This is a genomic window from Shewanella sp. Isolate13, assembly GCF_022398325.1.
GTDB lineage: Bacteria > Pseudomonadota > Gammaproteobacteria > Enterobacterales > Shewanellaceae > Shewanella.
This window is the reverse complement of sequence record NZ_JAKEVD010000004.1, coordinates 177,379-202,119: the sequence shown is the minus strand read 5'-3', so window position 1 is coordinate 202,119 and position 24,741 is coordinate 177,379. Positions and strand designations below refer to the sequence as shown.

Sequence of the window (24,741 nt, the reverse complement as noted above, 5' to 3'; positions counted from 1 at the left end):
CTCGATCTCTGATTTAAATTTAAAAAGCTTCGGTAAAAGTGAGGTAGAAACCGCTGTCGCCGTCACTAAAGCCAAGATCGACGCGCACGTTCATCCTAGGTTGTAACTCGTAGCGGTAGCCTAGGCCGTAGCTGTATAGCAGTGTTTGGTAAAGCTCTGTGTCTGTGCCCGCAATCGAGCCGATACCAGCCCACACGGTTGCCCCGTGTGCCGATAATTCGCCGTTGTCACGCAAGAAGGTATGGCGATATTCTAAGGTGTGCTCAATCGCTTCATTGTCACGGTAGCGCCCTTGATAGAGGCCGCGCAGCGATGACTGGCCGCCAAGGGTTGGCAGATCATAATAAGGGACTTCGCCTTCACTCCACTGATAAGCGTTATAGAAGGCCAGCACCTTACCCAATGCTAAAGTTACGTAATAGCGATGGTCGACAAGGGCTTTTTGGTAGCGGTTATCGCTACCAAAGCTTGGGTTATAGTTGATGTACACGAAGTTCAGGTACTGCCCCTGCCAAGCGTTAACCGTGACATCGCGACTGTCGTAATTGATGGAGAAGCCTAAGCCCACTGACAGCGGCTTATCTTTGAATGCCTGAAAGTTCTCGTCCTCAATCGCCGTCGGTGGCAGGCTGGTTTGGTCAGGTTTGAAGTAGTTTAGCCGCAGTGCCGGACCAAAATAGAAACCGTAGTCGCTCTTAAAGTCTAAGTTGGCGTGATAAGTCAGCGAGGTCTTATTCAGTAAGGTGTCGTCAGATGCCGGCTGCTTTTTACCCGCGTCATAACCCACACCCCAGAAGTTTTCACTCTGATCGGCTAATACAAACAAGCCGCTATAGCGGATATCATCGTTATCAAAAAATAGATTCTGCCTCGAGCGCAGGCTGTAACCCACATCGCCCTCGCCTTTATTGACGATGCCAAACAGAGACACGCTTGAACGTTGCAATTCAGCTTGCTCACGCTCGGTTTTAAAGGAATACAGGCCGCCGAGAGCCATCATCAGACCGTTTTCGGGTGTGAACGCTGGGCCACCTAGAATATCGAACATGGCTAGGCCATTTTTGTCGATATGGTTGCGCTTGGCGTACTCAAGATCCGTGATTGCTTTACTTAGCTCATCACAGGCTTGCTCTGTGCTGCAGTCGTCTTCTTGGTTGTCGAGAGTATCGATAGCATCATCATAAGCTTGGCTACGCTCTTCGGCTTGCTGTTGGCTGCTGAAGAATGGCTGTTCGCTACTCTTTGTCGGCAAAGTTTGCTGGATTTGCTCGGCATAGAGAAGGTGAGAAAAAAGCATAGTTGCTAACGCTAAACTAACGCGCAATAAGCCCTGAGTGCTGTTCAAAGATTGTCCCTCGACATGGTATGAATTCGGCTGAATTCGAGTAGGCGCAAGAGTACGGTAGAATTTGTCGAAAACAAGTGTTGCCACAGGCTGGGATATCAAAAATAGTGCGAGCTATATCTCGTTTGCGGTAAATGTATTCAATTGTGGCTGTATTTTGAGCAGAAGAGGCCTGTTGACCAGTGAATAACCAATAAATCATTGGGGGCTATTTTTATATTTAATGCCAGATTTATTGGGTCTAATTCGTTAACTTTGTGCTACTTTAACGCCACACTATAGAGACGCTAACGTTCACGATAAACTTTCAAATAAGCAGTTTATCCATGAGCAGATTGAAGGAATAGACAATGAGCAAAGCTAGAATCGGTATTGTGACAGTAAGTGATAGAGCCAGTGCGGGTATTTATGAAGATATCTCAGGCAAGGCGATTATCGATGTACTGAATGAATACCTGACGTCTGAGTGGGAGCCTATCTATGAGGTGATCCCTGATGAGCAGGATGTGATTTCTGCAACCTTGATTAAGATGGCCGATGAGCAAAACTGTAGCCTTATCGTGACCACTGGTGGCACTGGCCCAGCTAAGCGTGACGTGACGCCAGAAGCGACTGAAGCGGTATGCGATCGTATGATGCCAGGTTTTGGCGAGCTGATGCGCGCCGAATCGTTGAAGTTTGTACCAACGGCCATTCTGTCGCGCCAAACTGCGGGCCTACGTGGCGACTCACTCATCGTTAACCTACCAGGCAAGCCAAAGTCTATTCGTGAGTGTCTTGATGCTGTGTTCCCTGCGATCCCTTACTGTATTGACCTAATGGACGGCCCATTCCTAGAATGCGACGAGTCGGTTATCAAACCATTCAGACCTAAGGCTAAGTAAGTCTTTTGGATTGATAGAATACGTTTTTACTAACAGATGTATTCTCAATTTAAGCCCGGCATTTGCTGGGCTTTTTCATAAAGCTTGTAAAGCTTTAAGTGAGTGCACATGTGACCCTATTTAGTTGTTTGTTCAGCCACCTTTGCGGGCAATCAGGTGAGCACTGTAGCCAGTTAATAGCAGTAGGCTAGGGATAGCGATAAAGTGGGCAAACAACTGCGGCTCTATGTGGAAATTGAGCCACAATAACAAGCCCCAGCATGGAAGCAAATAGCTCAGGCTTAATAGTTTATAGCGCGCTCTAATGCAGAGGGCCTTACCTTTGCTGCGGCGAGATTTCTGCTCTATATCCATACTCATGCTGTTATTCATATTCATGCCCATAGCTGGACTCCTATACCTAAACCTTCAATAACCGTCAGTATAAAAACTAGACAAACGGCTTTTAAGTGTCATTATTGACAAAATAAAGGTGATAAGTGACAGGCGGAAAAGGGCGGTTAATTATGAAGCGAATCGCAGTTCTAGCGGCCGATAACGCCGTGGCTGGTGGTATTCTTAGTTTTATGGATGTATTTAGCTTCAGTAATACTTACTGGAAAGAGACTCATCCCGATGCCGATGAGGCGCTATTTGAGTGTGCGATTATTTCGCCTCATGGTGAGCCAATCAACAGCGACCATAATATCCAGCTTCCAGTTATCGCTCATGAAGAGGCCGAGCATTACCTTAGTCATGCAGATGTCGTAGTCGTTGCCTCGGCTACCATTACTAATCGCAAACAATTTAATACCTACCTAGATGACTTTAAGCCACATATAGCAAGCTTGCGCCAATTTGCTAGTACGGGTAAACCGATAGCGGCCTATTGTTCGGGTACCTTAATGCTAGCGGCAACAGGGTTACTCGACCATAAGAAAGCCACCAGCGTGTGGTGGTTAGCCGAATTGTTTAGGCGTAGCTTTCCTCTGGTTAACCTGTGTAGTGAGCATGTGGTCATGAACGACGGTCAGTACTATACGGCTGGGGCTACTAGCGCTAACCTGAGTTTGGCGTTGCAATTAGTGCAGAAACTTGCGGGAGAACAGATTGCGATGCAGATGGCCAAGGTGCTGCTTATCGATCCGAATCGTACCTCACAACAAGCCTTTATGACCTTAGATGCTGAGCCACGGCACAAGGATGAGCTGGTGGCTCGCATTCAAGACTGGATGCAATTTCACCTAAATAGCAGTCTACAGTTAGATGATATTGCCGACAAATTTGCCCTAGGTAAGCGCACCTTGATCCGCCGCTTTAAGAAGGCAATTAATGAAACGCCTGCCAGTTATATACAGCGGCTTAGGGTCGATGAGGCTAAGCGATTACTAGAAACGACGGAACTGGCGATAGAGCAGATAGTTGAGCAGGTCGGCTATGAGGATGTGAGTTCATTTAGAAAGTTGTTCATTCAAACCACGAGCTTGTCGCCGCGGGCTTATCGGCAAAAATTTAATACCCATGACTGCTGTTAATGTTTTCTGCGTTAGTTGCCGAAGTCATTAATCTATGGGTAAAAACAGCCTCTTTACTGTGGCTTACAGTGCGTTGATCTTAGATTTTAAATCATAACTGCTATCAGTCACGATTTTTTCAAGCACTTCCACCCGCTGCTCTAAATGACGATTTTGCTTACGCAGCAGTTCAAGCTCGTTGTTAGTGAGCTCTGAGCTAGTGATCTTTCGCGACTTAAGGTAGTGCTTAAACGCCTCTCCTGCGGTAGCAATTGCAACGATTGCGACAATTAATACAATCATGGGGATATCCATAGTGGTACTCCTTATTCAGTTATCTATGTCTTTTAGCTTTGAGCGTTAGCTCGACTCGCATACTTATTGACGGCCTTACCTGTGATAGCCCAAACCATCACGCCACCCCACGCAATCAGTGAAAAACCAGCAGGGATACAGGCGAGGAAAATCAGTTTGAAGTGTTTGCGATTAAACACTAGTGCCAACATGGCAGGTAGAAACCAGATAACCACTACCGCTACGGCAAGCATTGCCATAAAAGCATAGTTATCACTTGCTAAGATTTTATCGATAAATTCCATTTCCATATTCCTAATCCTTTAAAGGGTTATCAAATGAATGGCGTTATCGAGGGAGTATTTCCCCCCCGATAGCCCATTCTCTTTTTACAGGCCAAACACGATCTTTTCGCTCTTCAGTGATTTTTGCATGCCGACGGCAAGTCCCAGTGCGATGGCGAGGGTAAATGCCGATGAAACGGCTAACTGCATCATGGGGAGTTCGCGACCCTTAATAAACTCAATCAAGGCTTGAAGTTGTCCCGATACTGGCAACCACTGAATGGTTTCTGGCGCGATGTTATAGCTGGCGGCCATGGCTAACATCATAGGCACCATCAACACGATAGTGATGTATGACTGGGCCTCCTTAAAGCTCTTGGCCATAAAGGAGACGAACAGCTGCAAACAGGCGGCCATAATCGCCACTGGCGCACCGACAATCAGCATCATCAGCATAAAGTTAGTGTTAACGCTGACGGCAAACCCAAGCTCCTGCCAAGGGACAAAGGCATAGGCGAATTTGGACACTATGAGTGTCAGCACCAGTCCCACCATGGCAAAAATGGTGACCGCAATAATTTTAGCGATAACAATTTCCCAGGTAGAAACCGGATGGCTTAACAGTAGCGCCAGTGAATTACGCTCGCGCTCACCGGCACTGGTATCGATGGCCAAGTTCATGCCTGAGATAAACACCGCGTAGATCATGGTCATGGTTGCTAAGCCCAAGATCATGCCCGCCTTAGAATCTGGTGTGGCCTTATCTTCGACATTGAGCTTAATCGGTTGCATCACTCGCGGGTCGATACCGCGAGCGATTAGGCGCAGGCTGCCCATCTCACCACTGTATTCCTGCAGGCTCTTTTCGAGGCGACGAATAGAGATCTGTAGCTTCTCATCTGAGGCATCGGCAATCACGGTGACTTCGGCGCTAAGACCCTTTGCCATATTGGCGGCGTAGTCATCGCTGATCACTAACTGAATGTCTTTTGTGTCTTCACCATCGCCTTGGGATATGCCGCGGCTAGAGAGAAACTTCACCAGATCTGGTGCGCCTTTGGCGTTATCTATCTCAATATTGAGATCTTCAGGGCTGGTTAGCTGACCGATTAGCAGAAAGAACATGCCGCACATCAGTAGTGGTGCGCCGACCGCGTAGTAGAGGCCCGCCATTACCGAGCGTTTATCACGAGCGGCGTCGATCAGCTCTTTGCGGATCATAGAAATTATTTTATTACTCATTTTGAAATCCTTTTAACGCCACGTATTAGGCTGCAATGCCTTCGTCGGTACCAATTAATTGGATAAAGGCATCTTCGAGGGAGGCCTTACCCGTCTGCTGACAGAGTGCGTCTGGGCTACCTACCGCAACTACTCGGCCCTCGGCCATTACGATCACCTGATCACACAGAGCGGCAACCTCTTGCATCACATGGCTAGAGAACAGCACACAGTGGCCCTGACTCTTTAGATCTCGCAAGATGTCTCGTAGGACGCGGGTGCTCATTACATCAAGGCCACGGGTAGGCTCATCGAGAATGATATTGGTGGGCTGGTGGACAATCGCCTGCGCCAGCGCCGTCTTCATTCTTTGTCCCTGTGAGAAGCCTTTACACTGTCTATCGGCGATATCGGCGAGATGCAGTTTGTCGATCACCTTACTGGTCGCCAGCTTCGCTTCTTTGCGGGATAGACCATTTAACTCGGCGAAGTAGCTGATGTACTCCCGCGGCGTTAGGCGCTCGTATAGTCCGAATGGGTCGGGAAACAAGCCTAACTGCTGCTTGGCGGCAACGGGGGATTTGGCGATATCGATACCATCGATCTCGGCTATACCATTATCGGGCTTAAGCAGGCCAAACACAGTGCGTAAGCAGGTGGTCTTGCCTGCGCCATTGGGGCCGAGCAGACCGGTGATCTGGCCATCGAGGGCTGAAAAACTTAAATCGTTCAGCGCCTGCACATCTCCGATGCGTTTCGATAAATTTGATACTTGTATCATGGCTGTGTCCTTACTTGTTCAGGGCTGTCTGTTCGTCTAATTTTCCGGGAGCATCGCTTGGAATCGCTTCAACTGTGCTGGCGTTAAGATAGAAGTTACGGCGAATGTCCTCATTGAGGCACTTGGCATCCAGTTCGGCTACCGACCCTTGCTCTACCAGCTGTGCGATTAAATCATTCCCGCAGGACTGATACGCCACCCCATGAGTCGCATAGGGGGCGACAAAGTGTTTGGCATTGCTGAGCTTTTCCATGGCCAATTCGCCCCAGCTTGGTGGGGTGGCAGGATCAAGCTCGCCTGATAGCAAGAGTGTCGGGATATCGCTGCTAATCGGCTTGCTAAAGCTGGCATCGACCGCAGGCATGTTCCACACTGCGCAGGACTCGGCAAAGGTTTTCAGCATCTCTTTGCCAAAGTAGCTCTCGCTGGTTTTCGCGCGAAGTTCGGGTGTCAGCCGCTGCCAATCTTCACCACACACCACTGAGGCATGCATCCCCATGGCGATACCTGCGTTGTCGATCCCCATTGCATAGAGGCCCGTAATAGGTTGATAGTTGCCCTTGGCGGCTTGGTGAATTGCATGGGGCATAAGCGAGCGCGTACTTGGAGAATACAGCGCCATGCGTAGTGCACCCTTAAACTTGCTGCGGGTCAGAGTCAGTTGGGTCATTTCACCGGTAAGCGGGTCGGGCACTTGGCTAATCTTTGGCCCTTGAGTCAGCTCGGCATCGACCTTTTCTAGATCGGATCTAAGCTGTGGAAACTGACCATGGCAAAGGCGGTTATTGGCGCAATCTTCAATGAGTAGGTCGAAGGCACGGGCGATAGCATTACCTATGGCTAGCACGCTCTGCTGCATCGGAATCACGCCATCTAAGGTGACGGTTGCTAGGCTTTGCGGATAGTGACGCATATAGAGCTGCGCCATACGTGTGCCATAGGATACACCGTAAAGGTGTAGCTTCTGGTAGCCTAAATGCTGTCTTACCGCCTCGAAATCTTTAAGGGCGCTGAGGCTGCCGTATTGGGTGACGTCTGCATCGAGTGTGTCGAGGCATTTTTGAGTCTCCAACTGGGTATCAAAATCACTTTCGTTAACCGCCAGCGCACTGTCGAAACCATCACCGATACACTGTAATTGGTTTGATTGGCCTGTACCTCGCTGGTCGATAAGAATCACATCTTGGGTTTGGCGAACTTTAGAGAGCATGCGATCGAAGCCTTGAGCGTTCTCGATAGCCGACTGTCCTGGGCCGCCCGCAATTGCCAGTAGGGCTTCAACTTTGTCGCTAGGCTTAATCGCTGGCATCACCACATAGTGGATCTCAATCTGCTTGCCGTCTGGCTTTGCATAATTTTCAGGAACCAAGATTAAGCCACACTGCATCTGCTCCGATAGACCGTCGACATAACAGGCTTGCTGATTGTTGGGTTTAGCGTGAGTTGGATTGGCTGAAGTGTCTGCTTGAGCAGAAGGAATGAGTAGCCCTGCGCCGAGTAAGAACGCCGTGGCTAGCGGTTTTTTACGCCATAGCGCAGGGACCACTCGAGCGCGTAATTGAGAGTACATTCCATGAAGCATGATACTGATTCCTTATTGCAATTTAGCGTATCTATGTTAACTTTGTACTGTATCGGTGTATCAATGTATTAATACAGTAACCAAAGGCTAATGTTAGAACAACTAAATGTCAACCCCAGTAGTGGTGAACCCATATATCGGCAATTGAGCGAGCAGATAGTGCGCTTGATTGTGGGCGGTCAGCTGCAGAGTGAGCAGGTCTTGCCGTCTGTACGTCAAATGGCCGAACACCTTACCGTTAACCCCATGACGGTATCCCGTGCGATTCAGCAACTTGTCGAGCAAGGCTGGTTGGAGCGTCGCCGTGGTCAGCCCACTCGTGTGGCTCAAAGAGAGCAAAATGAAGCCAATAACAGCGATAAACTCATCTTTCCTCAAGTTGATGCACTCATTAAGCAAGCGCAGCAGTTGGGGATAGAGCTAGAAGGATTACAAACCTTGCTGGGAGAACGCTGGCAAAAATAGCACCGAGCTATATAAATGATTTAGCAGGACTTAAGGACTATTTTCGATGGAAATGAAGCAAACGCCGACTTTAGCATTTAAGCAGGTAAATAAAGACTTCGACGGACAGAGTGCCTTGAAGTCATTGAGCTTAAAGCTCTATCCAGGCATGGTCGTTGGACTACTTGGGCAAAATGGCGCGGGTAAGTCGACCTTGATGCGTTGTGCATTAGGGATTATGGAACCTTGCTCAGGCGAGGTAAGCGTCCTAGGAGCCTCAGTAGCAGAGCTCAGCTCTGAGCTAAAAATGCAAATTGGCTATGTTCCACAGCAGCCTTTTGGCTACGAAGGTTTTAGTGTGGCAAAAGCACTCGATCTACACCGCAGCTTCTATCCCGATTGGGATATGGCATTAGAGGCCGAGTGGCTCAAACGCTTCGATCTCGATCCTAAACAGCAAGTTCAGCGCCTGTCTGTGGGGCAACGCCAATCCTTGGCCTTGATTATGGCCATGTCTTATCGCCCTAAACTACTTATCTTAGATGAACCTGTCGCTAGTTTAGACCCGATTGCACGACGCAAATTTATGGCCGATCTGTTTGAACTTGCTATCGAATCTGGCTCTTGTGTGCTGTTTTCCTCCCATATCACCTCCGATCTCGAGCGCGTCGCCAGCCATCTCGCATTGATTAAAAGAGGCGAACTGGTGCTGTTTAAAGAGATCGATGAGCTGCGTGAACAGGTAAAGCTGTTGAGTCTTGAGGATAAAGCGGAGCTGCCTGCAGAACTGACGGTGTTGAATCGCCGAGGTAGCAAGGTGCTGGTGGATAACTATCAACACAGTTTTGAAGGGCTACTAACTGCTGACACCCTTAACCTTGAGCAACTATTTATGGAGTTGCACTCATGAACTGGGCGTTGATCCGCTCAGGAAGGTGGTTAAAGGGATGGACGCGTTTATGGTTGTTTGATTTAGGCTGTGCCAGTTTTCTTGGGGTCGCGATGCTCGGGCTAGTCATGGCGTTGGGGTTACCGCTTTTATTGCCCGATAACGCAGAGCGCAAAGTTGATACGCTAATCCTATTGATGAATATGTTCGTCGCCTCGGCTTGTGTGGCGATTGCTTGGCAGCTGAACCGTTTATCGGCAACCGAGTGGGCAACATTAGTCCCTCAATATCGGCAGAGTGTGTTACTGCAGGCCTTGAGCTTATTGCTGATCACTATTATTACCGCGGTAGGTTTTTTGTTGGCCCACGATGCGTTAGATAAAACAGCGGAGTTGCTGCTGACCTTGCTATTCAGTTTCGGCTTTCTCTATTTGAGTCTGACAACGAGTAATGCTTTTTACCTATCGTTTTTACTCTATATCTCGCTACCTATGTATCCCTATTTGGTTGGCTTATTACCCCAAGGAGCTAGCTTTCTACTACTGTTTGCGGTCTTAGTCTTAGCGGTAATCCTGTGGCAAAAACTGATGAGGTTAGGCTGGAATAGTAGGGCGCGTAGCGTTTATTTAAATGGACTCGAGATGGGCTGGTTCTGGTTGCCGTCACCACAATCGTTTAAGTTATTGAACAGACTCGAACGTAGCCTGCACCCGGCTAACTATTTTATCGGCCCGGTATTTAGCATCATGTTGTTTGCCATGCCGTTATTTACCCTGAGCTTAGCCCTCATCGCTCACTATATGGGTTACCAAGTGCCTGTATTGAGTTTGCTGGTGCAGTTTAACTGTATCTTGTGTGGCATGCTGCACTGGAGCCGTATTCAGCGTTGGCGCGCGGTTGAGAGCCTATTCGTTCTGCCAGGGTTTGATGGTAAGCAGGGGATGATAGAAGCGTTTATGAAGGCGCAGTATCGCCTGTTGGCCATATTAACCATAAGCATGGTGATCACAGCTAGCCTAGTTAGCCTGCTCAATCCTGCCATTAACCTCTCTATCTGGTTACATATCGTATTAACCACGCTGTTCGGTTGTGGGCTAACCCTTGGCTTGGGATCCATGTGCCGCACGTCGCTGCAGATCTCAGGGTTGATCTTCCTCATTGGCATATTGTCTGGCTGGGTATCGGCGGGATTAGCCAGTGTTGAAAGCGGTGAACAAGTCTGGCACATGGTGAGATGGGATCTGCTATTTACACTGCTCTCTTTTGTGATGCTTTGGTTTGCGAAGCGGCGCTTATGGCGAGGAGATCTGCTGCGCCTATAGCAGAAAAACTGCAATTATTAGCGTAAACGCCGGCAGGTGGTTAAAGTTTAATCTTTATTTTGTCGCAGAAATCGCAGGAAATACGTACACATGTTAATAAAGTATTTCTGTTTTAATTAAGATACTTAGCTTCAGAGAGTTCTTGTTAAATAAAGGCTGTTCCCTAATCAGAGCAGTCTTTTTTTGTGTCTGAGTTAACAGAAATAGAGCAAAAACTCTTAGTGTTTAGAGTATCTTCGAGTAAACTTGCGTCAAAGCGGAACACTTGTAAGCTAAAAGGTAGCTATTTTATGTCGCTCGAGCAATATCACGTAGTACGATTAATACAGCAACAGAGCCAAGCACTTGGCGATGCGACTGCACTCGAAGGCTTCGAAACTGCAGCGCCTTGGCATCAAGTGAGTTGGACTCAATTTGACACCATTACCTCAAAAATTGCACGAGTGTTGATTCAGTTTGGTATTGAGTCACAAGACCGCGCAATCATTTTGTCACAGAACTGTCCGCAGTGGACCTGTGCCGATTTAGGCCTATTGAAGGCTAAAGCCGTTGTGGTGCCTATCTATCCAACTAGCACAATTGAACAAGCTGCTTACATAGTTAACGATGCTGAAGCAAAGTTGATCTTCGTTGGTGATAAAGAGCAATACACGATGGCGTGTGAGCTCGTCGCCCAGTGTGACAGCCTGACGCGTATCGTAGTATTCGACAAGTCTGTTGAACTGCAAGATCTAGAAAACCACTTTTATCTAGACGAGCTGTTAGCGCGTGAAATCGATAGTGCGGCAGATTCTGAGCTTGAGAAGCGCTTAAACGATAAGAATCTTGACGATCTGCTTACGCTTATCTACACCTCAGGCACCACAGGTGATCCTAAAGGTGTAATGTTAGATTATCGCAACATTGCCTCTATGGTGCGTCAGCACGACAACTTCTTACCCTTCACGCCGGGTGATGTATCATTGGCATTCTTGCCTTTGAGTCACGTATTTGAGCGTGGTTGGAGCTTCTACGTTTTATCTCGTGGCGGCCATAACGTTTACCTGTCTAATCCAATGGCGGTTAAAGAGGCAATTGTTCAGGTTCGTCCTCACACGCTGTGTGTTGTGCCTCGCTTCCTAGAGAAGGTGTATAGTGCAGTACAAGACAAGGTGATCAAGGCGCCAGAGATGCGCCAAAAGATGTTTACCTGGGCGATGTCCGTGGGCCACAAGCAGTCTGAAGTGGGTCAAGGTCGTCATAAGGCGTCTTTAGGCCTAAGCTTGCAGTGGAAATTAGCCGACAAGCTGGTTTTTAGTAAGTTAAAGCAGGTTCTAGGTGGACGCCTTAAGTTTATGCCTTGTGGTGGCGCAGCACTCGATCCAAACGTCAGTGCGTTCTTCCAAAGTATCGACGTGCCTGTACTGTGTGGTTACGGCATGACTGAAACTACGGCGACTGCGACCTGTAACACCTTAGCTAACCGTGTACCTGGCTCTAATGGTCAGGCAATCCCAGAAGTGGAGATCAAGTTAGGTAAAGACAACGAAATTATGGTTCGCGGCGATACCGTGATGCGCGGTTATTTCAACCGTCCAGAAGAAACGGCTGCAACCTTCGAAGATGGTTGGTTGAAGACTGGCGATGCTGGCCGTATCGATGAAAATGGTAACCTGTTCATTACCGACCGTATTAAAGAGCTGATGAAGACCTCAAACGGTAAGTATATCGCGCCGCAACGTGTCGAAGGTAAAGTGGGTTGTTGCCCGTTCATCGAGCAGGTAGCGATTATTGCCGATGCGCGAAATTATGTGACCGCTTTGATTGTGCCAGCTTTCGAATCATTAGAAGCTTGGGCAAAAGAGAAGGGCGTACACTACGAAACACAGCTGGATCTATTGCGTCACACTCACGTAGTAGAGCATTTTGAGCAACGTCTTAAGACCTTGCAAAGCGAGCTGGCAGGCTTTGAGAAGATTAAGAAGTTTACCTTGTTACCGGATGCGTTCTCGATGGAAGCGGGTCTAATTACCCCGACGATGAAGTTGCGTCGTAAGGTGATCTACAACAAGTACGCTCGTGAAATCGATAAGATGTACAGCCGCTAAGCGAGCTGCAAATCGATATTATAAAGGCACGCATTAGCGTGCCTTTTTTGTTTTTCTGCCTTAAACCACCTTTTTCATAAGGTGGATTCTTTACTTACTGGAATTTCCATCATCTCTGGCGGTCAGAAAAGCTATGCCAGCAGCGTTAGTATCGATTGTATTGTAGCTCTTCTAAGCCTGCTATTTATCGGTACAATGGTGCCGATAAAACTCCCATAACGAAAGTAATAACAATAAGGAAGTCTAGCGTGCAAGAGACTGCATTTAGCTTAACCCTACAGCCACGATTTTGTGAAACCGATGCCCTAGGTCATATCAATAATACGGTGATCCCAGTATGGTTCGAAGCGGCCCGTGAGCCGATTTTCAAGATTTTTAACCCCACACAAGATCTCTCTAAGTGGAACCTGATTGTGGCGGGTTTCACCATCGCCTTTAATGCCCCAACCTATTTCGCCAGCGATATCACGGTCAAGACTTGGGTGAGTCGTATCGGTAATAGTAGCTTTGAGTTAACCCAAAGCTGCTGGCAGAACGGCAAGAAGACCGCCGAAGCGCAGACGACTATGGTGCATTACGATTACGCTACCGAAAAGAGTCAGCCATTGAGCGAGAGTATTCGTGAGCAACTGGCAATGCTTACAGGTGAATAACCAGCATTCTATCGTATGAGCTGCTAGCTTTAGTTTAAAAACTTCTGCACATACCAGCAGCTCGCTTCAATTCCAAAGCCCTCAGTTTTTGCCCATTTGAGGCCATGACGGACTAACTTTTCTGCTAAGCCTTTTCCCCAAAGCTTGGGTGGTACATAGGTGTTATTAAAGTTACAGCGCCGATTCGATGAGGTCGCGCCAGCCTGTTCGTCATAAAGCTCATAGGCCAGAACGGCTTGAGTACCATCCAGATTAATCACAAAGCGGCATTCATCGCTTAGATGAATCACTTCATTCATAAACCTCCCCTCCATTGTTACTTAGGCTTGCTCATAGGTTTTTAGTGCGTCGATTAACTCCGGCGTTAGCTTGGCTTTTTGCCCTGTTTTAAAGTTAAACATGACCACTTGCGACGAGCCTAAAGTGGTGACAGCCTGCTGAGTTTGGCTATAAACACTGTAATGCATCATAAACCGATCATCTTTAATATCACTAATGCTGACGCCTACCGTTAAGGTGTCCGGAAAGGTAACGGGGCGCTTATAGCGCGCTTGGTTTTCGCTTATAACAGGCCCAACAGCCGTAGTCTGCAGCTCGCCGAGTAAGTTAATCTGATTGAAAAAATCGATACGGGCGGTTTCAAAGTAGCGAAAATAAACCACATTGTTGACATGTTGTAGGGCATCCATTTCACCCCAAGCCACGACTATTTGGGTATTGATGGGGTATTGCTCGAGAAACTTGTCCATAATGATCTCTACTTATTTGATGTGGTTATTTAAACGAGTGTTTAACTTTTGCTCAGCATAACAGCATGCCCTAGCTGCAACAAGTGAGAGTACTATGGTAAGGAGGTTGCTATGTCTATTGTAGCGGGCAATGGATACAAAAAAGGCATTCAAATGAATGCCTTTTTTACCGTCTGCAGCAGCTTAAATACTTAATTCTGCGAAGCTGCTGATGGTCTTAAAGTCGCCTGTACGCTGGTTGTCATCACGAACCATCTGTACCACGTTTAAGCCAGCCTCACTGGCCGCTTTCAACTCTTCTAGCACGTCAGAAACGAATAGGATCTGCTTAGGGCTTAGGCTGATGGTGTTGACGATATTGCAGTAAGCCTGCTTGAAAAGCTTGTTGCCCGTGCGAGTATCAAAGTGGCCATTAAACTTATCGTTTAAATCGCCTGCATCACTGTGACTAAACAACAGCTTTTGCGCCTCTACTGAACCCGAAGAGAAGCTATAAACGCGTAAGCCTTGTTGCTTGTAGCCATCTAGCGCTTCGATAAAGTCAGGGAAGATATGCCCCTTAAACTCACCGTTGGCGTAACCCTGCTTCCAGATCAAACCTTGAATGGTTTTCAGTGGCGTGGCTTTACGATCTTCTTTAATCCACTGCAGTAAAATTTCGGTGACACGAGCAAGGCTGGCATCAGGCTCAAGTGCGATATCTTGCACATCGCAAATACAGTTCTCTACGAGTACATTATGTTGATTTTCTTCAAGAAAAGCGGGTAAGGCCTTAGCTGAGTAAGGAAAGAGAATATCCTCAATAAAGTTAAGGTCGGTAGTCGTACCGGCTGTATCAACGACGATGGCTCTGATACCCATAATGTTTAGTTACTCCGCAATGTGTATAACATGTAGTCGAGATCGGTTTATTGCTCAGATCCTAAGCTGAATTGGCTGCTTTGGCTAGTCTAATCGCGCTAGTGTTCGTACTAAATTTTCAGTTTTATCATTTTTGTGATGCTTTGGCCTCGATAATAACTCGTTGATTAACTGCAGTACCTAGTTAAAGGCAGCGTTGATCGCCTATAAAGTTGTTCTATTTATACTCAGCTGTTAAGTTCATCACTCACTTAACTAATCGATGCCTATATCTAGGGACATATCTAGGGGCATCGATTGGCTCAAGGGTTAAAAGGATAACGTTCAGGGAGAGACAGATGATTAGAATACTCGTGATGGCTTGCTTGCTCTTAAGTGTGAACTTAGGCTTGGCTAGCGGTTATGCCAACGCAAAAGAGACCGATAAGCTCGATGCCAAAACAGATGCTAAGGCAAATGTCATGGGCTTAACGTTAGAGTCATTAATCGTCACCTCAGATTCGATAGCGCCTGCTGAGTTTAAGGTGACACTGCCAGCCAGTTACGGCAAAAAACCAAATAAACAATATGTGGTGCTTGTAGGGTTACACCCGAGAAGCCAAGCCTTGCTGGCAGGTATGCATGACTGGATGAGCCATAACGGTGAATGGCCCTGGTTAGAGACCATTATTGTCACAGCGCCAGATGGCCACCAAGGTTTAGGTGAACTAAAAACCTTGGCCATTGAACAGCAGGGCAATCAAAAGCTGCTAGATTATTTTGAACAAGATCTGCTGCCTGCCATCGATAAAAAGTATCGCACTAATGGCTTTCGCATCTTAAACGGTTTTGTGGGAGATGCAGGCCTCGGGCTGTATACCCTGATTAATCGCCCCAGCCTGTTCAACGCTTACTTTGTGGCAAGCCCTGTACTCAGCAAAGATTTTGCTTATGTCATAAAAGACGCCCCCAAAAAGCTTGCTGCGATGCAGGGCAAACAGCGATTCTTGTTTATGAGTACCAGTGACAGCGGCTATGAGCAACGCCAACTCGCATCGTTTGCACAGATGGCAACCATAATCCAAGTCCACGCCAACGAGACGCTGGACTATCGAATTAAGCGTTTTGACGGTAGCTACTATATGACCCAACCCGTGCTTGCTACGGCTTACGCTATCGAAGCGCTGTTTGATGATTACCATCAGGTGTTAGCGGCAGACTCGGAGGTTTCAAAGCAAGGCCCAGAGGCGATTTTGGCCCATTATCAGTTTTTATCTGAGCAAAAATATGGTTTTAAAGTGCCAGCGACCAGCTCATTGCTAAAGCTAGGCGATACCTACCTTGAAACCGAGCTCGCCAAGGCGGTTGAAGTCTATAAGGTGGCGATCGGTGACGATCCACAAGCGTATATCGCTTATGACGCAGTTGCAGACGCTTATGCAAAAATGGGTGAAATTGAGTTGGCTATTAAGTATCAAGCCCTAGCCTTGGATATTACCGATCATCCTTTTTATCAAAACAAGTACACTAACAAGTTGGCCAAGTATAAGCAGCAGAGCAAGCTTTAACGGTTCACTTTGCTAGCTCTTAGAATTTAGTGACAGAAACGATAGCCTTGCGGCTATCGTTTTTTGTTTTTTAAGTGCTATTACAGGTATTTCTTCTGTCGACTACTGACCTTTTTCAAGTAGTTACGCGTCTCTTCTCGGTTGTGACGATGAGTCAAAAACCAATAAAACTCACTGACCGTCATCTTATTAATGCGCGCTAAAGCCTTGGTACGATTACCTCGTGGGTCTAGGCTCTTCCATAGATTCCCTGCGCCGCCGTTATAGCTTGAGATCACCGCGTATTCACGTTTCTTAGGGTGGCTGATCCCCTTAAGATAGCGGCTCGAAAGGATCTTTAGATAGCCAGTGCCTACTTCGATATTCTTAGCAGGATCATAAAGGTAGGCCGATGACGGCGTATGCTTATAGCCTTGAATTAAGCTGAAATAATCGCGGCCTGCGGTATTGGCTTTAATCTGCATTAAACCAAGGGCATTAGAGCGTGAACGTGCCAGTGGATTGAATGAGCTTTCGGTCTCGATAATCGCCATGATCAAATCGGTGCTAATGCCGTGTTTACGGCTAGCGGTGCGGGCGTAGTTGATATACTTATTACCCGCAATGGTGGTGTGCTCTTTCACCATGTGGATCGCCACTTGAAAGCGCGAATTCACTCGCTTGCTCTTGTTAACTAAGTAATCGGCGTAGCGGGATGCTCGCCATTCAAACTCAATGGCTTTGCCGTCTTTATCGAGCACTTGCCCCCAAAAGAACGGCTTCTTCTTTTTGCTGATTAAGCCAAAGTCCTCAGCGGTTTGTGCGTCGATAACTGTAGGATCTATCTGAGTTAATAATACCTGCACCACCGCCTCTTTAAGCTGCGCTTTAGTGCGGGTTTCCACCAAGATCAAACCCCGTTTAAAGTCGACGTAGGTAGAGGCTTGCTCGGTTTCTTTATACACCAAAACCGATGGCACAATCGGCCGTGAGTAGGAGTCTTGCCCCTGATATTCGAGTAGCAATGCCGCTACATCGGCATCGTAGTCGTTTAAGTCTAATGCACTACTAGCATTAGCGAAGCTTGCGAGTGTTATCGCAATGACGCTGCAGAAAATGACAACGAGTTGGCAGAGGTATTTAGACATTTATCAGAGGGTTAGGTTTGGTATGTTTTGATTATACCTTGATTGGCTATGTGCCACATAGTTGAGTTTTTTGGTTAGACCTTGTCTAACAACTAGTTGTTATCTGGCTACGCCTGACTTAATGCAATCAAGCTCCGCTTGATAAAGGTCGTGAGCTTCCAGCTCACACTCGGGCAAAAGGGGGGACAACAGCTTCCCCTCTTTTGCCCGAGCCGCCCCGACGAAGTTACATGCATTAGATACTGGCCTCATACTTATTCGAAATAGTCTAACGCTTCCGATGGGGCATCCTGTCCCGCGAAAGCTATGCCCACATCCGTGTGGGCATTACGACTATTTCTTCAACGTACTTCGGCAACTTCGATGGGGAATCGGTGTTTCCTGTGGCTTTTATGTCGATGTTGCTCTTTCTTTTTCTATAGTAAATACGCAAGCTAAAAGTTTGTGCTTTTCTAACCCAGTGTAGATGCGGCTTAGGCCTTTGATGGCATGGATGCCATCGTAGAGCTTACAAGGATGTACTTGCAGCGTGCCTAAGAAGCGTCTACACATGCGCTGACCGCAGGTCATTGGCTGCATTCGGTGCTGAAAGACACATGAAAGGTAATTAGATACACGTTAGAAACAGTTAAGCTGCCTTGCTTAAAGGGACGTACTGGCAACGATATCCATATCTAAGGGCCAGTTCAGCATCCATGCTTCTCGTTCGTAGCTCAAAGCTTCGCTTTACTTACCGTGCCTAAGAAGCGTCTGCACATACGCCGACCGCAGGTCATTGGCTGCATCGGTGCAGAAAGACACATCTAAGGTAATTAGATACAAAACCCAGCCCAGCACCTGCTGAAAGCAATTGGAACCACGGCTGCCGGAAGCTACTCCGAAGTTCCAAACACAATAAAAACAAACAGAAACACCAAAACGATGAACATGCCTCATCGCTCAGGCATTCCCAGCTATTGGTGTACTAAGTGACCGTTTTTCACCACATCCACACACGAGGCCACACCATAGGTGTAGGCCAGCTCCGCTGGAGTGCTGATATTCCACATGCAGAAATCGGCGGTCTTATCGACTTCTAATACACCCACATGCTCATCGATGCCTAAGGCTTTGGCCGCATTGCGGGTCATGCCTGCTAACGCTTCTTCGGGAGTTAAACGCAGTAAGGTACAGGCCATGTTGAGCATCAATAGGCTTGAGCAAAGTGGTGATGAACCGGGGTTGTAGTCGCTGGCAACCACCATAGGGACTCGGTATTTGCGTAGCAAATCGATAGGAGGATGTTGGGTTTCTCGCAGGAAGTAAAATGCACCGGGGAGCAAGGTCGCACAGGTGCCGCTTTCGCTCAGGGCTTTTACGCCCTCTTCATCTAGGTATTCGATGTGATCAACTGACTTGGCGCCAAGCTTTGCAGCCATGGCGGAGCCGCCCATGTTAGAGAGCTGCTCGGCATGCAGCTTGATGTCGAGTCCGGCATCTTTTGCGGCGGTAAGCACGCGCTCGGTTTGTTCAAGATTGAAGGCAATGTTTTCACAAAACACATCCACGGCATCGGCAAGGTTCTCTGTAATCACCTTGGGTAACATCTCGTTGATTACTAAGTCGACGTAAGCATCGCTCCTTTCTGTACTACCGGGAGAGTCTTTATACTCTGGTGGGATGGCATGGGCGCCTAAGAAGGTGGTTTTAACATCGACATGGTGATGCTTACCTAGCTCGCGGGCAACCCGCAAAATCTTCAGCTCGGTTTCGATATCGAGACCGTAACCCGATTTTATCTCTACTGTAGTCACGCCCTCTTTGGCTAGCGCGTTTAGGCGCTGGCGACCGAGTTCAAACAGCTCGGCTTCATCGGCTTCGCGGCAGGCGTTGACGGTTGAGATGATACCGCCGCCGCTGCGGGCGATCTCTTCATAACTGGCCCCCTTTAGACGCAGTTCAAATTCATTGGCACGGTTACCGGCAAACACTAAATGGGTGTGGGCATCAATCAGACCTGGGGTGATCCAAGCGCCTTTGCCTTTGTAAATCGGCGTCGCGAAAACATCAAATTCTGGTAGGTCGCTACGTTTGCCTATCCAGGCAATTTTGCCGTCTTGAACCGCGAGAGCCGCATCGGTGATCGCTCCGTAAGGTTCTGAAATGTTTGGCGACATTGTAGCGATGTTGATATCTATCCAGACTTGATCCCACGACATGATGCAGTTCTCTTTTTGGTTGTTTTTGCGTTAATCGAATACTAACACTAAAAATAATTTGTGAGCTAGCTTGTATTTACTTGTATATACAAGCTAGGATTGTAGCCGAGTTTTTAAGCATGTAAATAGCGAGCTGCAAGTTCAACAGCAACAGGATAGTTAATGGCAACGCCAAAGTTTGAAGAGATTAAGCAATATATTTTAGCGCAAATTGAGTCTGGCGAATGGGCTGAAGACAGTCGTGTGCCTTCTGAAAATCAATTAGCCGAGTTGTTTAATTGCAGCCGTATGACGGCGCGCCGCGCGTTAACTGAGTTAACAGAATCGGGTGTATTAGAGCGCTCTCAAGGCTTAGGCACCTTTGTTGCGGGTCTTAAGAGTCAGTCTTCGATGATGGCGATCCGTAATATTGCCGATGAGATAAAAGACCGTGGTCATGGTTATAGCGTGCAACAAGTGCTGCTTACCGCAACGAGGGCGACAGGCGCTATCGCGATTGCACTGGGGCTTGAAGAGGGGAGCCCGGTGTACCAGTCCGTATTGGTGCATTGTGAGCAGGGCACGCCGCTGCAAATAGAGGAGCGCTTCGTTAATCCTAAGCTAGTGCCAGATTATTTAGCCCAAGACTTCACCCTGCAGACACCCCATGAATACCTGTCGATGGTGGCGCCGCTGACAGAAGCCAAGCACACCATCGAGGCCAAAATGGCTGATGTGGCGCAGTTGGCGCTATTAGACATTGCCGCCACCGAGCCCTGTTTACAGATCACCCGTCGTACTTGGTCACGCCAAGGCGTGGTGAGTTTTGCGCGCTTAGTGCACCCAGGAAGTCGATTTAGATTAGGTGGCCACCTGACTTTTAGTTAAGGCATTTGGTCATTGAGCCACCGGGTTTAAATCATAGAAATTTAACCCCGTTGGCTAAAGCTCCACAAGCAAAGTAGTAACTATAAAAGGCTTAACAATAAGCCGATAAGAAAACATAAAAAACAAATTGAACGAGGTAGTACCGATGGATAAGAGACACGATCCAAGCCGCCGCATTATTGCGCCGACAGGCAGTGAGCTGAGTTGTAAGAGTTGGTTGACTGAAGCGCCGATGCGTATGTTGATGAACAACCTGCACCCTGATGTGGCTGAGCGTCCTGAAGATCTGGTGGTTTACGGTGGTATCGGCCGTGCAGCCCGTGACTGGGAGTGTTACGACAAAATCGTTGAAGTGCTGCAACGCCTCGAAGATGACGAAACCTTATTAGTGCAGTCGGGCAAGCCAGTGGGCGTATTTAAAACCCACAACAATGCACCGCGAGTGATCATCGCAAACTCAAACCTAGTACCTCATTGGGCGAACTGGGAACACTTTAACGAGTTAGATAAGAAAGGTTTGGCCATGTACGGCCAGATGACGGCGGGTTCTTGGATCTACATCGGCTCCCAAGGCATCGTGCAGGGGACTTACGAGACCTTTGTTGCTATGGCAAAGCAGCATTTTAATGGCGACTCAAGTGGTAAGTGGATCTTAACCGGTGGTCTAGGTGGTATGGGCGGCGCGCAGCCGCTAGCTGGCACCATGGCGGGTTACTCGGTACTGACCTGTGAAGTGGACGAGACTCGCATCGATTTCCGCCTGCGTACCCGTTATGTCGACAAAAAAGCTAAGACACTTGATGAAGCCTTGGCGATGATCGATGAAGCCAATAAGAGTGGCAAGCCTGTTTCGGTTGGTCTGTTAGCTAACGCGGCAGACGTATTTGCCGAGCTGGTCGAGCGCGGCATTACTCCTGATGTGGTGACCGACCAAACTTCTGCCCACGACCCGCTAAACGGTTACCTGCCACAGGGCTGGACGCTCGAGTATGCCGCCGAGATGCGTAAGAAAGATGAAGCGGCAGTAGTGAAAGCCGCTAAGCAATCGATGGCGGTACAAGTGAAGGCGATGCTCGCGCTGCAAGCTGCTGGCGCGGCAACCACTGATTATGGTAATAACATCCGTCAGATGGCATTTGAAGAGGGCGTTGAAAACGCATTCGACTTCCCAGGTTTTGTGCCAGCCTATGTTCGTCCACTATTCTGTGAAGGTATCGGTCCATTCCGCTGGGCAGCGCTTTCTGGCGATCCTGAAGATATCTATAAGACAGACGCTAAAGTCAAAGAGCTTATTCCTGACAACCCGCACCTGCATAACTGGTTGGATATGGCGCGTGAGCGTATCGCCTTCCAAGGTTTGCCATCGCGTATCTGTTGGGTGGGACTGAAAGACCGTGCCCGCTTGGCGCTAGCCTTTAACGAAATGGTTAAAAATGGCCAGCTTTCAGCACCTGTGGTCATCGGTCGTGACCACTTAGACTCTGGCTCTGTTGCTAGCCCTAACCGCGAAACCGAGTCTATGCTCGATGGCTCAGATGCGGTATCGGATTGGCCACTAATGAACGCACTATTGAATACGGCGAGTGGCGCAACTTGGGTGTCGCTACACCACGGTGGCGGCGTCGGCATGGGCTTTAGTCAACACTCTGGTGTGGTGATTGTTGCCGATGGCACCGATGACGCGGCAGCGCGCTTAGGCCGCGTACTGTGGAATGACCCGGCAACGGGCGTAATGCGTCATGCTGACGCGGGTTACGATATCGCGAAGAACTGTGCAAAAGAGCAGGGTCTAGACCTGCCAATGCTATAAGCCGCTCATATCGAGCAGTATAAGAATAAGAGGCATTAACATGAGTCATTTAGTATTAACTCCGGGTACGTTAACCTTAGCGCAAATCCGCGACATCAGCCGTGGCAAGGTGACATTAGAGCTAGCCGAAAGTGCTATCGCCGATATCAATACCAGCGCAGGTTTAGTGCAGCAGGTATTGGATGAAGGCCGCACGGTTTACGGTATCAACACAGGTTTTGGTTTGTTGGCCAATACCAAGATTGCCGCCGATGATCTACAACTGCTGCAACGCTCAATCGTGCTGTCGCACGCTGCAGGCACGGGCCAATACATGCAAGACGCCACTGTGCGTTTGATGATGGTATTGAAGATCAACTCCCTAAGCCGAGGTTTCTCAGGCATTCGCTTAGAGGTAATTAACTTCCTTATCGCCTTGGTTAACGCGGGGGTTTACCCATGCGTACCAGAGAAGGGTTCTGTCGGTGCATCGGGCGATTTAGCGCCGCTATCACACATGTGTTTGCCGCTACTTGGCGAAGGTGAGATGAGCTATCAAGGCGAAATTATCTCGGCGGCAGAAGGCTTGGAAATCGCAGGCCTTAAGCCAATTGAGCTAGCAGCAAAAGAGGGCTTAGCGCTGCTTAACGGTACGCAAGCATCGACCGCTCTAGCACTCGAAGGCCTGTTTAACGCTGAAGATTTGTTTGCGGCAAGCTCTGTTATCGGCGCTATGAGCGTGGAAGCGGCAATGGGCAGCCGAAGCCCGTTTGATCCACGCATTCACGCGGCGCGTGGCCAGAAAGGCCAGATCGACTCGGCGGCTGTGTTCCGTCACTTGCTCGGTGATGAGTCTGAGATCAGCCTCGACCACGTTAACTGTGAAAAGGTGCAAGATCCCTATTCACTACGCTGTCAGCCACAGGTATTGGGCGCGTGTTTGACTCAAATTCGCCATGCGGCTGAGGTGCTCGAAACTGAAGCGAACGGCGTGACCGATAACCCATTGGTGTTCCAAGATACCGGCGACATTATCTCGGGCGGTAACTTCCACGCAGAACCTGTTGCTATGGCGGCAGATAACCTAGCGATTGCCATTGCAGAACTTGGCTCGATTGCCGAGCGCCGTATCGCGCTGCTTATCGACTCAAACCTGTCTAAGCTACCGCCATTCTTGGTGGAAAACGGCGGGGTAAACTCAGGCTTTATGATTGCTCAGGTAACCGCTGCGGCATTGGCGTCTGAGAACAAAACCTACGCCCATCCGGCATCGGTAGATAGTTTACCAACATCGGCTAACCAAGAAGATCACGTGTCTATGGCGACCTTCGCGGCGCGCCGTCTGCGTGATATGTCTGAAAACACTCGCGGTGTGTTGGCGGTTGAGCTATTAGCTGCGGCGCAGGGCTTAGATTTCCGCGCGCCATTGCAGCCTAGCAAGGCCGTGGCACAGGCAAAAGCCGAGCTACGTGAGCTGGTGGCCTACTACGACAAAGACCGCTTCTTCGGTCCAGACATCGAAGCGGCAACAGACTTACTGCTTACGGCGAGTTACAACGCTTACCTGCCTGCAGAGATCTTGCCAAGTCTGTAATCGTTTATATTGTGATAAAGGGGCCTAAGGCCCCTTTTTATTGACTTAGATACTGGCCGCGATAAACGACATGGCCTTTAGTCGTAAGTCCAATGTCCATCTTGTTGCGATACTTTATCCGTATTAGCGTAGATCTAGGATTAGCGTAATCAACAAGGTGTGGTAATGCGGGCATTTCAAGATTTGTATTCCGAAGAGCTGAGTCATTGTTATGGCTGCGGCAAGAATAACCCCCATGGTCATCAATTAAAAAGTTATTGGGATGATGATGAAACCATTGCGATTTTTACTCCAAAATCCTTTCATACAGCGATCCCCGGTTTTGTTTATGGCGGCCTAATCGCCTCTCTTATCGATTGTCACGGTACCGGTAGTGCAAGTGCGGCTGCTGGGCGGGCTTTTGCTGATGGAGAGGCTAAGTTACCACGCTTTGTCACTGCCGCTCTGCATATCGATTATCTAGCGCCGACGCCGATGGGAGTCGAGCTTGAACTGCGCGGCGTCATTAATGAGGTTAAGCCTAAAAAGGTGGTACTGAGTGTTGAGCTGTTAGCACTGGGCCAGCTTTGTGCGAAAGGGCATATGGTGGCAGTTAAGATGCCCGACACTATGTTATCTAACTTCGCATAGCCCTGTATCTGTATAGCAGAATTACCTATTTTAGAGATAGAGCTTATTGATTCTGGGAGCAAATGCTCGGTTGTACTATTGGCTTTTCGATACTATCGCC

At 48.4% G+C, this 24,741-nt stretch carries 24 protein-coding genes; 12 read left to right on the top strand and 12 right to left on the bottom strand.

The window, feature by feature from the left end:
* Window positions 1-19 precede the first annotated feature (19 nt).
* Complete coding sequence (locus L1D44_RS04455) at window positions 20-1,297, bottom strand: BamA/TamA family outer membrane protein (RefSeq protein WP_239889008.1); 1,278 nt, start codon at window positions 1,295-1,297, stop codon at window positions 20-22.
* Window positions 1,298-1,695: 398 nt separating this feature from the next.
* On the opposite strand from L1D44_RS04455, the gene mog reads away from it, so the two are divergent.
* Window positions 1,696-2,229: a molybdopterin adenylyltransferase gene (mog, locus tag L1D44_RS04450; RefSeq protein ID WP_220768013.1), complete on the top strand. Its 534-nt coding sequence runs from the start codon at window positions 1,696-1,698 to the stop codon at window positions 2,227-2,229.
* Between the two features lie 132 nt (window positions 2,230-2,361).
* Here the strand turns inward: mog and L1D44_RS04445 are convergent, their stop codons facing one another.
* Window positions 2,362-2,613: a hypothetical protein gene (locus tag L1D44_RS04445; RefSeq protein ID WP_345773624.1), complete on the bottom strand. Its 252-nt coding sequence runs from the start codon at window positions 2,611-2,613 to the stop codon at window positions 2,362-2,364.
* Between the two features lie 122 nt (window positions 2,614-2,735).
* Here L1D44_RS04445 and L1D44_RS04440 point away from each other — a divergent pair, with 122 nt between their 5' ends.
* The gene (locus L1D44_RS04440) at window positions 2,736-3,743 is read left to right on the top strand and encodes a helix-turn-helix domain-containing protein (protein WP_239888986.1); all 1,008 of its coding nucleotides are present in this window, start codon (window positions 2,736-2,738) and stop codon (window positions 3,741-3,743) included.
* Between the two features lie 63 nt (window positions 3,744-3,806).
* Here L1D44_RS04440 and L1D44_RS04435 read toward each other — a convergent pair whose 3' ends face one another.
* From L1D44_RS04435 to L1D44_RS04415, 5 genes are all read right to left on the bottom strand, one after another.
* The gene (locus tag L1D44_RS04435) at window positions 3,807-4,037 is read right to left on the bottom strand and encodes a hypothetical protein (RefSeq protein ID WP_220768011.1); all 231 of its coding nucleotides are present in this window, start codon (window positions 4,035-4,037) and stop codon (window positions 3,807-3,809) included.
* A 32-nt stretch (window positions 4,038-4,069) separates the two neighbouring features.
* Complete coding sequence (locus tag L1D44_RS04430) at window positions 4,070-4,327, bottom strand: superinfection immunity protein (RefSeq protein ID WP_239888985.1); 258 nt, start codon at window positions 4,325-4,327, stop codon at window positions 4,070-4,072.
* Between the two features lie 78 nt (window positions 4,328-4,405).
* Window positions 4,406-5,542: an ABC transporter permease subunit gene (locus tag L1D44_RS04425; RefSeq protein WP_239888984.1), complete on the bottom strand. Its 1,137-nt coding sequence runs from the start codon at window positions 5,540-5,542 to the stop codon at window positions 4,406-4,408.
* Between the two features lie 25 nt (window positions 5,543-5,567).
* A complete protein-coding gene (locus L1D44_RS04420) occupies window positions 5,568-6,302 on the bottom strand; it encodes an ATP-binding cassette domain-containing protein (RefSeq protein WP_220768009.1) in 735 nt (244 codons plus the stop codon).
* 10 nt (window positions 6,303-6,312) lie between these two features.
* A complete protein-coding gene (locus L1D44_RS04415) occupies window positions 6,313-7,884 on the bottom strand; it encodes an alpha/beta hydrolase (RefSeq protein WP_239888983.1) in 1,572 nt (523 codons plus the stop codon).
* Between the two features lie 90 nt (window positions 7,885-7,974).
* Between L1D44_RS04415 and L1D44_RS04410 the strand changes: the two genes are divergently transcribed.
* From L1D44_RS04410 to L1D44_RS04390, 5 genes are all read left to right on the top strand, one after another.
* Window positions 7,975-8,349, top strand: coding sequence for a GntR family transcriptional regulator (locus L1D44_RS04410; protein WP_220768007.1), 375 nt, complete (start codon window positions 7,975-7,977; stop codon window positions 8,347-8,349).
* Window positions 8,350-8,395: 46 nt separating this feature from the next.
* A complete protein-coding gene (locus L1D44_RS04405) occupies window positions 8,396-9,238 on the top strand; it encodes an ABC transporter ATP-binding protein (RefSeq protein ID WP_239888982.1) in 843 nt (280 codons plus the stop codon).
* Window positions 9,235-10,539 carry a hypothetical protein gene (locus L1D44_RS04400; protein WP_239888981.1) on the top strand — a complete coding sequence of 435 codons (1,305 nt, stop codon included), beginning with the start codon at window positions 9,235-9,237 and terminating at the stop codon, window positions 10,537-10,539. Before L1D44_RS04405 ends, L1D44_RS04400 begins: the two co-directional genes overlap by 4 nt.
* A gap of 290 nt (window positions 10,540-10,829) precedes the next feature.
* Window positions 10,830-12,626 carry a long-chain fatty acid--CoA ligase gene (locus tag L1D44_RS04395; protein ID WP_239888980.1) on the top strand — a complete coding sequence of 599 codons (1,797 nt, stop codon included), beginning with the start codon at window positions 10,830-10,832 and terminating at the stop codon, window positions 12,624-12,626.
* 248 nt (window positions 12,627-12,874) lie between these two features.
* The gene (locus L1D44_RS04390) at window positions 12,875-13,279 is read left to right on the top strand and encodes a thioesterase family protein (RefSeq protein WP_239888979.1); all 405 of its coding nucleotides are present in this window, start codon (window positions 12,875-12,877) and stop codon (window positions 13,277-13,279) included.
* 29 nt (window positions 13,280-13,308) lie between these two features.
* On the opposite strand, the gene L1D44_RS04385 is transcribed toward L1D44_RS04390, so the two are convergent.
* The 3 genes from L1D44_RS04385 to mtnC all read right to left on the bottom strand — a co-directional run bounded on the left by L1D44_RS04385 (window position 13,309) and on the right by mtnC (window position 14,889).
* The gene (locus L1D44_RS04385) at window positions 13,309-13,578 is read right to left on the bottom strand and encodes a GNAT family N-acetyltransferase (RefSeq protein WP_239888978.1); all 270 of its coding nucleotides are present in this window, start codon (window positions 13,576-13,578) and stop codon (window positions 13,309-13,311) included.
* A 21-nt stretch (window positions 13,579-13,599) separates the two neighbouring features.
* On the bottom strand, window positions 13,600-14,028 hold the full coding sequence (locus L1D44_RS04380; RefSeq protein WP_239888977.1) for a thioesterase family protein: 429 nt from the start codon (window positions 14,026-14,028) through the stop codon (window positions 13,600-13,602).
* Between the two features lie 183 nt (window positions 14,029-14,211).
* Window positions 14,212-14,889: an acireductone synthase gene (gene mtnC / locus L1D44_RS04375; RefSeq protein WP_239888976.1), complete on the bottom strand. Its 678-nt coding sequence runs from the start codon at window positions 14,887-14,889 to the stop codon at window positions 14,212-14,214.
* 338 nt (window positions 14,890-15,227) lie between these two features.
* Between mtnC and L1D44_RS04370 the strand changes: the two genes are divergently transcribed.
* Window positions 15,228-16,436: an alpha/beta hydrolase-fold protein gene (locus L1D44_RS04370; RefSeq protein ID WP_239888975.1), complete on the top strand. Its 1,209-nt coding sequence runs from the start codon at window positions 15,228-15,230 to the stop codon at window positions 16,434-16,436.
* 80 nt (window positions 16,437-16,516) lie between these two features.
* On the opposite strand, the gene L1D44_RS04365 is transcribed toward L1D44_RS04370, so the two are convergent.
* Window positions 16,517-17,563, bottom strand: a complete 1,047-nt coding sequence (locus L1D44_RS04365) for a murein transglycosylase domain-containing protein (protein WP_239888974.1) — start codon at window positions 17,561-17,563, stop codon at window positions 16,517-16,519.
* A 953-nt stretch (window positions 17,564-18,516) separates the two neighbouring features.
* On the bottom strand, window positions 18,517-19,761 hold the full coding sequence (gene hutI, locus L1D44_RS04360) for an imidazolonepropionase (RefSeq protein ID WP_239888973.1): 1,245 nt from the start codon (window positions 19,759-19,761) through the stop codon (window positions 18,517-18,519).
* 162 nt (window positions 19,762-19,923) lie between these two features.
* Between hutI and hutC the strand changes: the two genes are divergently transcribed.
* From hutC to L1D44_RS04340, 4 genes are all read left to right on the top strand, one after another.
* A complete protein-coding gene (gene hutC, locus L1D44_RS04355; protein WP_239888972.1) occupies window positions 19,924-20,628 on the top strand; it encodes a histidine utilization repressor in 705 nt (234 codons plus the stop codon).
* 145 nt (window positions 20,629-20,773) lie between these two features.
* Window positions 20,774-22,438: a urocanate hydratase gene (gene hutU / locus L1D44_RS04350; protein ID WP_239888971.1), complete on the top strand. Its 1,665-nt coding sequence runs from the start codon at window positions 20,774-20,776 to the stop codon at window positions 22,436-22,438.
* A gap of 40 nt (window positions 22,439-22,478) precedes the next feature.
* The gene (gene hutH, locus L1D44_RS04345; RefSeq protein WP_239888970.1) at window positions 22,479-24,011 is read left to right on the top strand and encodes a histidine ammonia-lyase; all 1,533 of its coding nucleotides are present in this window, start codon (window positions 22,479-22,481) and stop codon (window positions 24,009-24,011) included.
* A gap of 165 nt (window positions 24,012-24,176) precedes the next feature.
* Window positions 24,177-24,641: a PaaI family thioesterase gene (locus tag L1D44_RS04340; protein WP_275660392.1), complete on the top strand. Its 465-nt coding sequence runs from the start codon at window positions 24,177-24,179 to the stop codon at window positions 24,639-24,641.
* The last annotated feature ends 100 nt before the right edge of the window (window positions 24,642-24,741 follow it).